The sequence below is a fragment of the Saccharothrix texasensis genome, assembly GCF_003752005.1.
Taxonomy (GTDB): Bacteria; Actinomycetota; Actinomycetes; order Mycobacteriales; family Pseudonocardiaceae; genus Actinosynnema; species Actinosynnema texasense.
In genome coordinates, this window is sequence record NZ_RJKM01000001.1 from 7,198,730 (window position 1) to 7,211,807 (window position 13,078).

A 13,078-nucleotide genomic window follows, 5' to 3' on the forward strand; every position below is an offset into this window, starting at 1 on the left:
GCCCGCCGCGTTCTCAACCGTTCTGCCTGCTTGCGGGATTCTTTCGGCCCCGGCGGTCGGCCGCCTGTACCTGTCCGCTGGGGCACGCCCGAGCCCGGTGTTCGCTCCGCAGGCCCGTGGGTGCGGCCTTGGGGTCGCCGACCGATCGCGGCCCGGCTCTTCCGCCCGCCGCGTCCTCGACCGTTCTCCCTGCTTACCGGGTGTCTTGGCCAACCGCGTTCCTGGCCGTTCCCGCCCGCCCATCCGCCCAGGGGCACACCCGGCCCTGGGTGGACAGACCGTCAACCTGCCAGCGCGGCCCGGACCTTGCCGACCACGGCGCTCTCGGCCGCTCCCACCCGGCCGTCCGCGGAAGCGACCTCCTCGCACACCGCGAGCACCGCGGCCGGGAAGGTTCTTGCCGCTTCCGGTGTCCGCGCCGCCACGATCCCGACCGAGCGCCGCAACGCCGCCAGCACGCCGGCTTCCACGTCGGCCGTGGAGCCGTCGGGCAGCTCCGGCGGCGCCGCGCCCAGCACCTGGCGCAGCAGCGGCGGGAAGGTGGACATCGCCCGGATGCCCGCGTGGCTCTCCTCGTCCAGCGCGCCGGGCTCGGCCGTGGACACCAGCACCATCGCGCCGAAGACGGCCGTGCGCAGGGTCCGGCTCTCCTCGTCCGTGTAGACAGTCACGTGATCACCTTAAATGCCGGGTTAACGTGACGTCATGACGTTGGACGACGTGATCGAGCACTGCCTGGCCAAGCCCGGAGCCGAGGAGACCTACCCGTTCGGCGACGGCGAGCTGTGCTGCAAGGTCGGCGGCAAGATCTTCGCGTTCATCGGGCTCGACGGCGGCACGGTCGGCGTGAAGTCGGGCGCCACGGCGGAGGAAGCGGGGCAGTGGCGGGAGCGCTACCCCGACGACATCACGACCAGCGCCTACATCGGGCGCCACGGGTGGAACCGCGTCCGGATCGACGGGGCGGTGCCCGAGGACGAGCTGCGGGACCTGCTCGACCAGTCCTACGACGCCATCGTGGCCAAAACTGCCCAAGTCGAAGCGACCGGCGCTCTCCTAGACGCGGGTCCGCCGGACAGCGGGGTCGAGGACTCCGAGCGGTCCCGTGCGGTGGACCTCCAGCACCGCGAGACTGGGACCATGCGACTTCGTCGGATCCTCCGGTGCGCGGCCCTCGTCCTCGTCCTCGGCGCGGCCGCCGCGGTCACCGGCGCGCCGGCGGCGTCCGCCGACGCCGCGGACTGCCACTTCTACCTGCTCCTGCAAGGTCACGGCGGGGTGATCGTCGACAGCGCGTGCGGGTTCGGCGAGGACGGCAACGTGGAGACGTGCGAGTCGATCCTGGTGTGGGCGAACGTGACACCGCGGGCGGTCGTCGACGAGGCCTGCCGCCTGGCTTCCCTGCCGTGACGAGCGACGGCGCACCGGGGAAGTCCCCGGTGCGCCGTCGACCACGACCCCGACCTCAGCTGGTGATGTCCTTGCGCGCGAACTTCCGCGCCGCCAGCAGGGTGAAGAACGCCCCGTACGCCAGGGCGGAGAACGTGCCCTTCGCCATCTGCGCCCAGTCGACGTCCGACGACAGCAGGTCCGCCCACGCCAACGCGTAGTGCGTCGGCAGGTAGTCCCGCAGCCCTTCCAGCGCGGTGATCTGGTCGAGGATCTGCGACACGATCGACGCCAGCACCGCGCCGCCCACCGCGCCGAGCGGCGCGTCCGTGGACACCGACAGGTACAGCGCCAGCCCGGCCACCCAGAACAGGTGGATCGAGATGTAGACCACGGCCAGCGCCACCCCGTACACGCCGGCGCCGAACGAGGCGGCCTCACCGGTGGGCGACACGGCCTCGCCGGCCCCGTACCAGATCACGCCGACGACCAGGGCCACCGCGGGCAGCAGCGCCAGCGCGAACACCGACATCAGCCCGGACGCCATGGCCTTGCGCCGCAGCAGCCGGTGCCGGGGGATCGGCGCGGCCAGCAGGTACTTCAACGACGACCACGACGCCTCGCTCGCGATCGTGTCGCCGAAGAACAGCGCCACGATCATCGGCAGCAGGAAGCTGCCGCTGACGAACAGCGTCAGGATCACGAAGTTCACGCCGCTGGCCGTGGCCAGGTCGACGAAGCCGCCCGCCCGCCGGTTCGGCGACGACTGACCCAGCTCGAACGCCACCACCAGGATGAACGGCAGCAGCACCAGGAAACCCAGCACCAGCTGCGTCCGCCTGCGGCGCAGCTGCCGCACCAGCTCGACCCGCACGGGCAACGTCCGACCGGCCCGGTACCCGACCTTCGACCCGTCCGGCGCGACCGACGAGTGCTCGGCCTCCGCGGCGTCCGTCAGATCGGAGATCGCGGCCGGATCGGTGTGCACACCGTTCTCGCTCATTCGCCCACCAACTCCAGGAACGCGTCTTCCAACCGGCGGCGCGGACCGGCTTGGTCCACCGCCACGCCCGCGGCCACCAGCGCCTGCAACGCCGTCGCGCGGGGAGTGCCGTTGAGGCTCGCGTGGACCTGCTCGCCGTCGACGTGCACGTCGTGCACGCCCGACAGGCTCCGCAGCACGGTGGCCGCCTCGTCGGGCCGGTCGACCTTGAAGCTCGCCTCGCCGCCGCCCGTCGCGATCTCGTCGACCGGACCGGCCGCGACCAGCGAACCCTTGTGCATCACGACCACGTGCGTGCACGTCTGCTCGACCTCGGCGAGCAGGTGGGACGACACCAGCACGGTGCGCCCGGCCGCCGCGTAGCGGCGCAGCACCTCGCGCATCTGGTGGATCTGGGGCGGGTCGAGCCCGTTGGTCGGCTCGTCGAGCACCAGCAGGTCCGGCAGGCCGAGCATGGCCTGCGCGATCGCCAGCCGCTGCCGCATGCCCTGGCTGTAGGTCCGCACGCGCCGCCGCACGGCGTTGCCCAGGCCCGCGATCTCCAGGGCTTCCTCGACGTGCGCCTGCTCCAGCGGACGGCCGGTGGCCGCCCAGTACAGCCGCAGGTTCTCCGCGCCGGACAGGTGCGGCAGGAAACCGGAGCCCTCCACGAACGACCCGATCCGCGACAGCACCGGCGCGCCCGGCACGATCCGGTGGCCGAACACCCTGATACCGCCCTCGGTGGGCCGGATCAGGCCCATCAGCATGCGCAGCGTGGTCGTCTTGCCCGCGCCGTTGGGCCCGAGCAGGCCCAGCACCTGGCCGTGCTCCACCCGGAACGACAGGTCCTTCACCGCGACGAACCCGCCGGGGTAGGACTTGCTCAGGTTCTCGATCACCAGCGGCACCGACTCGAGCTCCGGGTCGACGTCCGCGGTCAGCCTGCGGCGGAACCAAGCGACCACGCCCGCGATCACGCAGATGACCAGCACGATCGCGATGCCCCACAGCGCGCCGGTCGGCACCTCGCTGGTCGCGTTCACGCCCGCCACCACCGGCACCGACAGCGCGGGCGAGGCCAGCGAGATCCGGTACGCGGCGGGCTCGGCGGCGTTCGAGTACGCCATGTCGGTGGTCGACACGACCAGCTGGAACCGGTGGTCGGCCTCGACGGGGCGCACCGCGCCGGGCAGGGTCACGGTGACCTCGACCGGCGTGCCGTCGGCGGGCAGGTCGGCCACCCGCACCGGCGCGACCGCCGAGCCGGGCAGCGTCCGCACGCCGCTCGCGTCGGCGTCGTACAGCTTCACGAACAGCACCGCGCCCTCGGCGGGCACCGGCTGGCCGGGCACGGCGGCCACGCGCAGCCGCACGGTGGACGCGCCGGTCAGCAGCGTCTGCGCGGTCTGCGGCTCGCTCTGGAACACCGCCGCCTGGCCGGGCAGGTCGATCGACAGCCGCGACGACAGCGAGCTGGACCGCGACACCACCGACCCGAGGCCGGGCAGGCTGGACACGGCCGCCGGGTTGCCGCCCGCCGGGTTGACCACGACCTGCTCGCGGCCGGTCAGCGGCACGTCCCGGCGCTCGACGCCCGCGGAGCCGCCGAGGCCCGGGTAGGCGGGGGCGACGACGTTGCGCAACGACGGCGTCCCGCTGCTGCGGAACGCGCCGACCACGGTGTACTCGAAGCCGGTGCCGGGGTCGCTGCCCTTGCCCTCCAGGTGGAACGACATCCAGTCGGCGATCTGGCCGCGCAGCTCCGGGCCGGGCGAGCCGCCGTCGTGGCCGCCCGAGTACCAGACGACCTTGACCTTCGCGCCGTTCGCGGCGATCTGGCGGGCGTTGGCGTCGGCCTGGTCGAGGCCGAACAGGGTGTCCTGCTCGCCCTGGACCAGCATCGTCGGCTGGGTGATCCGGCTCGCCACCGCCGACGGCGACGCGCGCCGCAGCACCTCCAGGGTCTGCGGTCCGGCCTTGCCGGTGGTCGCGACCTCGGTGTACGCGGCGCACACGTCGGCCTGGAAGCGGCCGCACGCGCCGTTCAGCGGCCCGGCCGGTCGGGCGGTGTCACCCTGCGGCTGGGGGGTGGTGACCGCGGCGGCGGCGTTGTCGGCGCCCTGGGCGTCGTCGTCCTGACCGGGCTCGGCGGCCTCCTGGCCGGGGTTCGCGGCGTCCGCGCCGGACAGGCCGGCGGAGAAGAAGATGCCCGCCCACGACCGCTTGAACACGCCGTCGTCGGCGAACGCGCCCGCCGCCGGGGTGGCGGTCGACACGTCCTCGGCGCGCGCCGAGTTCGGCAGCAGCGCCTGGGCCAGGTCGTTGTAGGTGATGACGGGCGCGATGGTGTCGACCCGGGGGTCGACGCCGGCCAGCGACAGCGCGAGCGCGCCACCGTAGGAGCCGCCGGTCACCCCCACCTTCGGGTCTCCGGCGCGGTCGGTCACGACCTCTTCGCGGGTGGCCAGCCAGTCGAGCAGCTTCTGGGCGTCGCGGACCTCGTGGTCGACGGAGTTCAGGGCGATCTGACCGGTGCTGCGGCCGAAGCCGCGCGCCGAGTAGGTCAGCACGACGAACCCGCGCTGGGCCAGTTCGGTGGCCTGGCCGGCGACACTGGCCTTGCTGCCGCCGAAGCCGTGCGGCAGCAGGACGGCGGGCGCGGGTGTGCGTTCGGGCAGGTACAGGGTGGTGTCGATCTGCACGGTGCGGTCGCTGTCCGGACTTTCCGGCACGTCGATCACCGCGTCGCGGGTGCTCACCGGGGCTGGGTCGTCCCCCTGGCGCGTGAAGACCACGATGGCGCCCACCAGGGCGACCAACACGACCAGCGCGGGGAGCGACCACCTGCCGCGGAGGCGGTTGAGGGAGGCCACGGAGTTGACCATAGGCGTGATTAGCTGAGAACGGGCTGTCGGCACGGCCTCGCGCTCTCAGCCGTACCCGCCGGTCGGGGGCCCGGACGGGTGCCTCTGATCACCTCCGCTGGCGCGGGACCGCATTCATGCGTGACACTGTGCAGGCGTGGAGGGGAGTACTCCCTCGCGGCGGTGTCGTCAGCACGGAGCCTGGCGTGAGGTTCCCGGTGCCGCCGGTCGGTCGTTGAGATCGGCGGAGGAGACCTCCGGTCATTGGCGTGCGCGCGATGCACCGGAGGTTGAGTCGTGTCTGTTCCCGTGTGGCTGTGGTTTGCCACGATCGCCGGTCTGATGGTCCTGTTGGCCATCGACCTCTTCATCGTCGACCGCAAACCGCACGAGGTCACCATCGGCGAAGCCGCCCGGTGGGTCACCTTCTACGTGGGTGTGGCGATCCTGTTCGGCCTCGGCATCTGGTTCTTCTCGGGCGGTGTCTACGCGGGCGAGTTCTTCGCCGGGTACATCACCGAGTACTCGCTGAGCGTCGACAACCTGTTCATCTTCTTGATCATCATGACCACCTTCAAGGTGCCCGCGATCCACCAGCACAAGGTGCTGCTGATCGGCATCCTGATGGCGCTGGTCATGCGCGGCATCTTCATCGCCGTGGGCGCGGCGGTCATCGCGCAGTTCAGCTGGGTCTTCTACCTCTTCGGCGTGTTCCTCATCTACACCGGCTACAAGCTGGCGCGGACGGACCACAACGAGGAGGAAGAGGAGTTCAAGGAGAACGTCGCGCTGCGGCTCGTGCGCAAGGTGTACCCGGTGACCGACGGCTACCAGGGCGGCAAGTCGTTCGTCCGGATCGACGGCAAGCGGTTCGTCACGCCGATGTTCATCGTCATCGTCGCCATCGGCACCACGGACCTGCTGTTCGCCCTCGACTCCATCCCGGCGATCTTCGGCCTGACCAAGGAGCCGTTCCTGGTCTTCACCGCGAACGCGTTCGCGCTGATGGGTCTGCGGCAGCTGTACTTCCTGCTCGGCGGCCTGCTGAACAAGCTGGTGTACCTGTCGATCGGCCTGTCGGTGATCCTCGGCTTCATCGGCGTGAAGCTGATCCTGGAGGCGCTGCACACCAACTCGCTGCCGTTCCTCAACGGCGGTGAGCCGCTGCACGTGCCGACGATCGGCATCGAGGTGTCGCTGTCGGTGATCGTGGGCGTGCTGGCCATCACCACGATCGCCAGCCTGGTCAAGGTGCGTCGCCACCCCGAGGCGGTCAAGCCGGTGCCCACTCCCAGTGACCATCTGTGAGCGTCAAAATCTCGTGAGCCTTGCTAAGGATCGTTGGGGTAACGTGCTGAAGCGTGCGCCCCGATGACTTGCAGTCGTTGACCCAGCCCGGCTCCGTGTCGGTGCGTGGGGACCTCGTCCTGGTGAACGTCGCCACCCCGGACGTCGCCGCGAACGCCTACCGGGGCGGGCTGCACCGCGTCGCCCTGGACGGCGGCGGGACGACGAGCTGGACGTGGGCGGAACGCGACCTGGCACCCCGGATCTCCCCGGACGGCCGCTGGGTCGCGTTCCTGCGCGTCACGGCCAAGGGCAAGGCGCCGCAGCTGCACGTGATGCCCGCCGACGGCGGCGAGGCGCGTGCGCTCACCGACCTGCGCCTGGGCGCCGGCGCGCCGGTGTGGGCGCCGGACTCGCGGCGGCTCGCGTTCACCTCGCGGGTGCCCGAGGCGGGTCGCTACGGCGCGCCGCTCGTCGAGGGCGGTGACGCGCCGACACCGGACGCCGAGGCGCCCCGGCACATCACCCGGCTGGACTACCGGCTCGACGACGTCGGCTTCACCGCCGACCGGCACGCGCGGCTGTTCACCGTGGACGCGCTGGACGCCGACGCCGAGCCGGTCGAGCTGACCGACGGCACGTGCTCCGTCGCCGACCCGGCCTGGACGGCCGACGGCGAGGCCGTGCTGTTCCTGGCCGAACGCGACTTCGGCGCGGCCGAGTCCTTCCACAACGACGTCTACCGCGTGCCCGCGGCCGGCGGCGAGCCCGAGCTGGTGGTGCGCACGCCCGGCGCGGCCATGCTGCCGGTCGCGCTGCCCGACGGCGGCGTGCTGTTCTACTCGCCCGAGCACGCGCCCGGCACGGCCGCCATCGCGCGGAACACGAGCCTGTGGCGGTTCGACGGCGAGCACCTCGCCCGGCTCACCGACCTGGAGACCGTCGACTGCGAGAAGGCCGCCGGCGCGCCGGTCGTGACCGACGCGGGCGTGCTCGTGGCGGTCCGCAACCGGGGCGCGGTCGAGCTGCGCCGCGTGCCGCTGGACGCCGACGCCGCCGCGCTGGCCGACCTGGAGCTGCTGGCGGGCGAGCGGGCCGAGGTGAAGTCCTTCGCCGCCGACGGCGACCGGGTCGTCGCCGTGGTGTCCACCTCCGACAACACCGGCGAGGTCCAGCTCGTCGGCGGCGGCACGCTCACCGACTTCGGCTCGACCGTGCCCCTGCGGCCGGCGGTCGAGCTGACCGGCGCCGCGCCGGACGGCTACCCGGTGCACGGCTGGCTGGTGCTGCCCGAGGGCGAAGGCCCGCACCCGGTGGTGCTGGCCGTGCACGGCGGCCCGTTCATGTACCACGGCTGGGGCTTCTTCGACGAGGCCCAGGTGTACGCCGCGGCCGGCTACGCGGTCGTGCTGCCCAACCCGCGCGGCTCCGCCGGGTACGGCCAGGCGCACGGCCAGGCCGTGGTCGGCGGGTTCGGCACGGTCGACGTGGACGACGTCCTCGCCGTGCTGGACGTCGCGCTGGAGCGCCCGGACCTCGACGCCGGCCGCGTGGGCGTGATGGGCGGCTCCTACGGCGGCTTCATGACCTCCTGGCTGGCCGCGCACCACGGCGAGCGGTTCCGCGCCGCGTGGAGCGAGCGCGCCGTCAACGCGTGGGACTCCTTCGCCGGCTCCTCGGACATCGGCTGGTTCTTCGCCGACGCCTACTGCGGGCCGAGCCTGGAGACCCAGCGCGCGATGAGCCCGCTGACCTACGCCGAGAAGATCTCCGTGCCGTTCATGGTCGTGCACTCCGAGCACGACTGGCGCTGCCCGCTGGAGCAGGCGCAGCGGCTGTTCGTCGCGCTGCGCCGCAACGGCGTCGAGGCCGAGATGCTGGTGTTCCCCGGCGAGGGCCACGAGCTGACCCGCTCGGGCAAGCCGCGCCACCGGGCGCAGCGGTTCGACGCCGTGCTGGACTGGTGGTCGCGACACTTGGCCTGAACCGGGCGTAATCCCGGGTCCACCTCCTCCGCGAGCGGCACACTGGTCCCTCGCGGAGGAGGTCTGACGAGATGGTGATCCCATCGGGCTGGCCCACCGGCACGTACCTGGAGACGGTGTCCGATGCCGGCCGGGAGGCGCTGCTGCGGCTCGGCGTGCCCAAGGTGTTCCGGCGCGGCGACGCGCTCGTGCGCGAGTCCGAGCGGTCCGACCACGTGATCCTGCTCCTCCAGGGCCTGGTCAAGGCCACGGTGACGCTGGAGAACGGCCGGGTCGCGCTGCTCAACGTCAAGGTCGGCGGCGACCTGGTCGGCGAGATGGCGTTCCTGACCGGCAAGCCGCGCTCGGCGACCGTGACGGCGTGCGTCGACACCCGCACGCGGGTGGTCAGCGCGGCGCAGTTCACCGACTTCCTCACCCGGTTCCCGGCCGCGCACTTCGACCTGGACAAGATGATCCTGCGCACGCTGGAGTGGGGCGAGCAGCGGCGCATGGACTTCAACGGCTACCCGGCGTCCGTGCGGTTGGCCCGGGTGCTGGCGTACCTCACCGACGCCTACGGCCACCAGGGCGTCGACGGCGTCGCGTTGAAGCTCAACCTCACCCAGGGCGAGATCGGTTCGCTCGTCGGGGTGGAGGAGGACACCGCCCGCCGGGAGTTCCGCACGCTGCGCGACCGCGGGGTGATAACCATGGGATACCGCACCACCACGATCGTGGACCGCGACGTGCTGCGGAAGATCGCCGAACTGTGAAACGGGAAACCCGGTGATCGCCCTACTTCCGGACGCGGACCGGGACGATGCTCGTCGTGTGACGCTGGAAATGGTGATGCCCCTCCGCGGCCTGGTCTACCGCCTGGTGGTGGCCGTGGACGTCGAGGGCTACAGCAAGCTCGACGCGCTGGACCAGTCGCTGGTCCAGGCGCGGCTGAGCGACGTGCTGGACGTGGCCGCCCGCAAGGCCGGGTTGGACCGCGACCTGTGGTACCGGCAGGTGCGCGGTGACGGCGAACTGGCCGTGCTGCCCACCGACGTCGACGCCGCGTGGGTGGTCGCCCACTTCACCGAGCAGCTCGCCGAGGCGTTGGCCGACCTCCGCCGCGCCGGCACGCCCTTGCGGATGCGCGTGGCCATGCACTGCGGGCCGCTCACCGCGGGCGCGTTCGGGCTGGTCGGCGACGCGCCCATCGTGACCTGCCGGCTGCTGGACGCCAAGGTGGTCCGCGACGCGCTGGCGGCCACCGCCGACGACGACCTGGTGCTGGTGATCTCGCAGCAGCTGCACGACGACGTCGTGCGCACCCGGTTCCACGAGCTCGACCCCAGCCGCTTCCGGTTCACCCGGTTCCGGGTGAAGAACCAGACGTACTCGGGGTACGTGTGCACCGGCGCGCCCCGCCGGGGTTGGGCCAATGGCTAGCGGACGGCGGCGTCGTTGCGGCACTCTCACCGGATGCAGTGGACCGTGCGGGCCGGACGGCCCGACGACGCGCCCGAGATCGCCAGGATCAACGTGGACGCGTGGCAGCACTCGTACCGCGGGATAGTGGACGACCCGGTGCTGGACCGGATGCTGCCCGAGAGCAGGCTCCCGGCGTGGACGCGCGTGCTGCGGCTGCCCGAACCCAGCCGGGTGTTCGTCGCGGTCGACGAGGGCACCGGCCGCATCGGCGCCTACTGCGCCGTCGACTCGGTCCGCGAGTCCCAGGACGCGCACCCCGACCTGCACACCGGCGAGCTGGTGGCGATCTACGCCGACCCGCGCTACCACGGGCAGGGCGCGGGGCACGAGGTGCACGAGGCCGGGCTGCGCCACCTCATGGAGCAGGGGTTCCGGTACGCGGTCCTGTGGGTGTTCCAGGACAACGCCCGCAGCCGCGGGTTCTACGAGTCGCACGGCTGGCGGCACGACGGGCTGGTCAACCGCTACGAGCTGGCCGGTCAGGAGCTGCCCGAGGTCAGGTACGCCCGGTTCCTCCCGGCGCCGCGCCGGCGCGGTCAGCCCAGCAGGGTGTAGTTCAGCTCCTCGCACACCCGCGCCAGCGGCAGGTCGAGGCCGGGGTGCTCCAACGGCAGCAGCACGTCCGGCGAGGCGGGCAGGCCCGTGCCGGCCGGCGGGTCCCACAGGCACACGGCCGGGACACCGGAGTCCATCGACGAGCGGTACCACAGCCCGTCCAGCTCGGGGTAGGCCGCGCGGATCGCCCGCGCCCACTGCTGCGTGATCGCCTTGGGCCCGGCGCTGATCTCCTGCGACGCGCCCGCCCGGGTCGGCCACAGGCCGGTCAGGTCGAGCAGCCGCAGCGTCCGGCGTGGCCGCATCACCACCAGGAACGGGCTGCGCGTGCGCCGGTCCACCACCGACGTCGCCTGGAACACCTCGGCCACCGACGTGCGCACGGTCAGGCCGAAGTACAGCACCCCCTGGTCGTGGGCGTGCGTGGGCGAGCCGTCCGGGGCGGTCGGCTGGGTGTCGAACCGCGCGTGCGGCAGGGGGCCGGTGTAGCGGAAGCTGTTCCAGCGCTGCGGGTGCAGCCCCTTCGCGGCGAAGATGCGCACCAACCGGGTGGCCCGGTGCACCGCCACGACGTCCTCGGTGCGGCGCAGCGTCGCCTGGAGCACAGCGGGAGCGGGCGGCTGGGGAAGCCGTGACATGCGTGTCCAAGGTTCTCGGCGACAGGGGAGTGCGACCGGTCAGGCGGGCGTGCCCAGCTGCTCGGCCAGTGCCGCGACGCGTCGGGGTTCACCGCCGGCCAGCAGCCACTCGCGCGGCGTCGTCGGCGTGCCGTCCACCACCAGGTCCTCCTGGTCGGTCGTCATGAACCCGGCGACCACGAGCGCGGGCTGGTCCGGTGGCACGGCCGCGAGCACGGCCTCCAGCCCCGGCAGCACGCCGCCGCCCGCGAACTGCCAGGCGGGCAGCCGCCAGCTGCCCCGGTCCTTCCAGCCGACCAGGCGGCCGACGCCGAGCCGGTGCCGGATGCGGCTGGTGTCCACGCCCAGCTGCCGGGCGGCTTCGCCGACGGTCAGCGCCGAGTCGCGCAGCACGGCGTGCGCCACGACGGTCCGCGCGCGTCCCTGGTCGTCGAGGACGCGGTGGGGGCTCAGGTCGAGGCCGACGTCCTCCAGCGCGTCGCGCTGGTCGGGTGGGAAGTAGCTCGCGGGGTCCGGGTGCGGCGGCGCCAGCTTCTTCGCCGCGTCGGCCACCAGCGACAGGAACTCGTCGGGGGTGACCTGCAGACCTGCTTTGGCCAACACCGCCTCCAGCGCGGGACTCATGCGCACAGGGTATCCCGAGCGTGCGCTTTTGTGCGCATAGGTAACCCGATCGTCGGACTGCGTCGACAGAGTGCGCACATCTAGCGACTCTACGTAAACAACCGAGGTCGGGCATGGTGACCTCTGCCTCACCCGTGGCCGCTGTCCGGCACGTCCGAGTGGGCGTCCGCGAAGGGCGGGGTTGCGGGTGCGAATCGTGCGCGCGGCCGGCGGGAGCCGACCTGTTCGCGGGTGTGCGGTGCGGTCAGGCTTCGCCGGTGATCATCGTGACCGCGCGTTCCCGGGTCGCCTCGTCCACCTCGTCGAGCCGGAAGCCGCGGCCCACGATGTGGGCCACCAGCTCCGGTTCGGGCGGCAGGCCGTGCTTGCGCAGGTAGTGCGGCACCGCGCCGGCCCAGATCCAGGCGCCGTCGGTGCGGAAGTTCAGCGGCACGTCCTGGTCGCCGGGGATGAACTCGTCCACGTCCAGGGTGCGCGCGGCCAGCACGACCGGCGCCCCCTCCAGGTAGGTCAGCAGCGCGTCGACCAGCTGCGGGTCGAGCAGCTGCCGGTTGACCACCGGGCGGCCCGCCTCGTCCCGGCCGTCGTAGACGTGCGCGGTGCGCAGCTCCCCGTCCGGCCGCTCCGGCTCCGGCTCGGGCAGCGGCGGCAGGCCGACGCGCTGCCGCAGCCACGGCGGGATCCGCTCGTCCTGCCGGGGGAACGTGCGCAGCTCGTCCTGGAAGCCGATCACCGGCGGCGCGTTGCGCCAGCGCGGCTCGTCCTCGGCGTCGAAGTCGACCGAGAACGCGGCCGGCGCCTCGATCTCGTACACCGCGCTCAGCCACGTGCCGCGCACGGGCTCGTACATCCCGGTCCGCAACTGCCCGAACAGCTGCACCACGTCCATCGGCGGGCGCACCGGCCGCCACTGCCCGTCGGGGCCCGCGAACGCCAGGTCCACCTCGATGTGCCGCCCGGCCGCCCGGTACTCCGCCCGCACGCGCTGCCACCCCGGCGGCAGGGCGGGGAGCATGGCGCGGCCGATCTGCTTGACGAGCCGGTTCTGCTCCTGCTCGGTCAGCGGTGTGGCTGGCTGGCTCATGCGTCGAACACCCCTTCGGCTCCCCCCGGACACGGCGGGCTGATCTTAACGGCCACGACACAGCCCCGTGGTCCGGTCGGGTGAGACCGGGAGTCGGCCCCGACGCCCGCCGGCACCGCCGACCGGGCCGATCGACCGGACCCGGGACGCGGTCGGGCCAGGCCCCCGTCACCCGGTCGTGCGGTGCGGCCCGGCCTCCCGGT

The 13,078-nt window shown here is 72.6% G+C and carries 12 protein-coding genes; 6 read left to right on the plus strand and 6 right to left on the minus strand.

Annotated features, from left to right (window positions below):
* Positions 1 to 281 precede the first annotated feature (281 nt).
* Complete coding sequence (locus EDD40_RS32285; RefSeq protein WP_123746279.1) at positions 282 to 671, minus strand: hypothetical protein; 390 nt, start codon at positions 669 to 671, stop codon at positions 282 to 284.
* Positions 672 to 705: 34 nt separating this feature from the next.
* On the opposite strand from EDD40_RS32285, the gene EDD40_RS43835 reads away from it, so the two are divergent.
* Entirely contained in the window at positions 706 to 1,410 is a 705-nt protein-coding gene (locus EDD40_RS43835) for an MmcQ/YjbR family DNA-binding protein (RefSeq protein ID WP_246037966.1), read from the plus strand.
* Positions 1,411 to 1,465: 55 nt separating this feature from the next.
* Here the strand turns inward: EDD40_RS43835 and EDD40_RS32300 are convergent, their stop codons facing one another.
* Together EDD40_RS32300 and EDD40_RS32305 are read right to left on the minus strand one after the other, a co-directional pair.
* Positions 1,466 to 2,392, minus strand: coding sequence for an ABC transporter permease (locus tag EDD40_RS32300; RefSeq protein WP_123746281.1), 927 nt, complete (start codon positions 2,390 to 2,392; stop codon positions 1,466 to 1,468).
* Positions 2,389 to 5,247, minus strand: coding sequence for an alpha/beta fold hydrolase (locus EDD40_RS32305; protein ID WP_246037967.1), 2,859 nt, complete (start codon positions 5,245 to 5,247; stop codon positions 2,389 to 2,391). The genes EDD40_RS32300 and EDD40_RS32305 overlap by 4 nt, the downstream gene beginning before the upstream one ends.
* 288 nt (positions 5,248 to 5,535) lie before the next feature.
* On the opposite strand from EDD40_RS32305, the gene EDD40_RS32310 reads away from it, so the two are divergent.
* The 5 genes from EDD40_RS32310 (at position 5,536) to EDD40_RS32330 (ending at position 10,529) form a co-directional block, all read left to right on the plus strand.
* Complete coding sequence (locus tag EDD40_RS32310; RefSeq protein WP_123746283.1) at positions 5,536 to 6,546, plus strand: TerC family protein; 1,011 nt, start codon at positions 5,536 to 5,538, stop codon at positions 6,544 to 6,546.
* A gap of 53 nt (positions 6,547 to 6,599) precedes the next feature.
* Positions 6,600 to 8,510 carry a S9 family peptidase gene (locus EDD40_RS32315; protein ID WP_123746284.1) on the plus strand — a complete coding sequence of 637 codons (1,911 nt, stop codon included), beginning with the start codon at positions 6,600 to 6,602 and terminating at the stop codon, positions 8,508 to 8,510.
* A gap of 71 nt (positions 8,511 to 8,581) precedes the next feature.
* On the plus strand, positions 8,582 to 9,265 hold the full coding sequence (locus EDD40_RS32320; RefSeq protein WP_123746285.1) for a Crp/Fnr family transcriptional regulator: 684 nt from the start codon (positions 8,582 to 8,584) through the stop codon (positions 9,263 to 9,265).
* 58 nt (positions 9,266 to 9,323) lie between these two features.
* Positions 9,324 to 9,932 (plus strand): nucleotidyl cyclase domain-containing protein, encoded by a 609-nt coding sequence (locus EDD40_RS32325; RefSeq protein ID WP_246037968.1) that lies wholly within the window; start codon positions 9,324 to 9,326, stop codon positions 9,930 to 9,932.
* 33 nt (positions 9,933 to 9,965) lie between these two features.
* Positions 9,966 to 10,529, plus strand: a complete 564-nt coding sequence (locus EDD40_RS32330) for a GNAT family N-acetyltransferase (RefSeq protein ID WP_123746287.1) — start codon at positions 9,966 to 9,968, stop codon at positions 10,527 to 10,529.
* Here the strand turns inward: EDD40_RS32330 and EDD40_RS32335 are convergent.
* The 3 genes from EDD40_RS32335 to EDD40_RS32345 all read right to left on the minus strand — a co-directional run bounded on the left by EDD40_RS32335 (position 10,511) and on the right by EDD40_RS32345 (position 12,875).
* Entirely contained in the window at positions 10,511 to 11,167 is a 657-nt protein-coding gene (locus tag EDD40_RS32335; protein ID WP_123746288.1) for an RES family NAD+ phosphorylase, read from the minus strand. The genes EDD40_RS32330 and EDD40_RS32335 overlap by 19 nt on opposite strands.
* Positions 11,168 to 11,206: 39 nt before the next feature.
* The gene (locus tag EDD40_RS32340; protein WP_123746289.1) at positions 11,207 to 11,791 is read right to left on the minus strand and encodes a DNA-binding protein; all 585 of its coding nucleotides are present in this window, start codon (positions 11,789 to 11,791) and stop codon (positions 11,207 to 11,209) included.
* Between the two features lie 244 nt (positions 11,792 to 12,035).
* Positions 12,036 to 12,875 carry a hypothetical protein gene (locus tag EDD40_RS32345; protein ID WP_123746290.1) on the minus strand — a complete coding sequence of 280 codons (840 nt, stop codon included), beginning with the start codon at positions 12,873 to 12,875 and terminating at the stop codon, positions 12,036 to 12,038.
* Between the last annotated feature and the right edge of the window lie 203 nt (positions 12,876 to 13,078).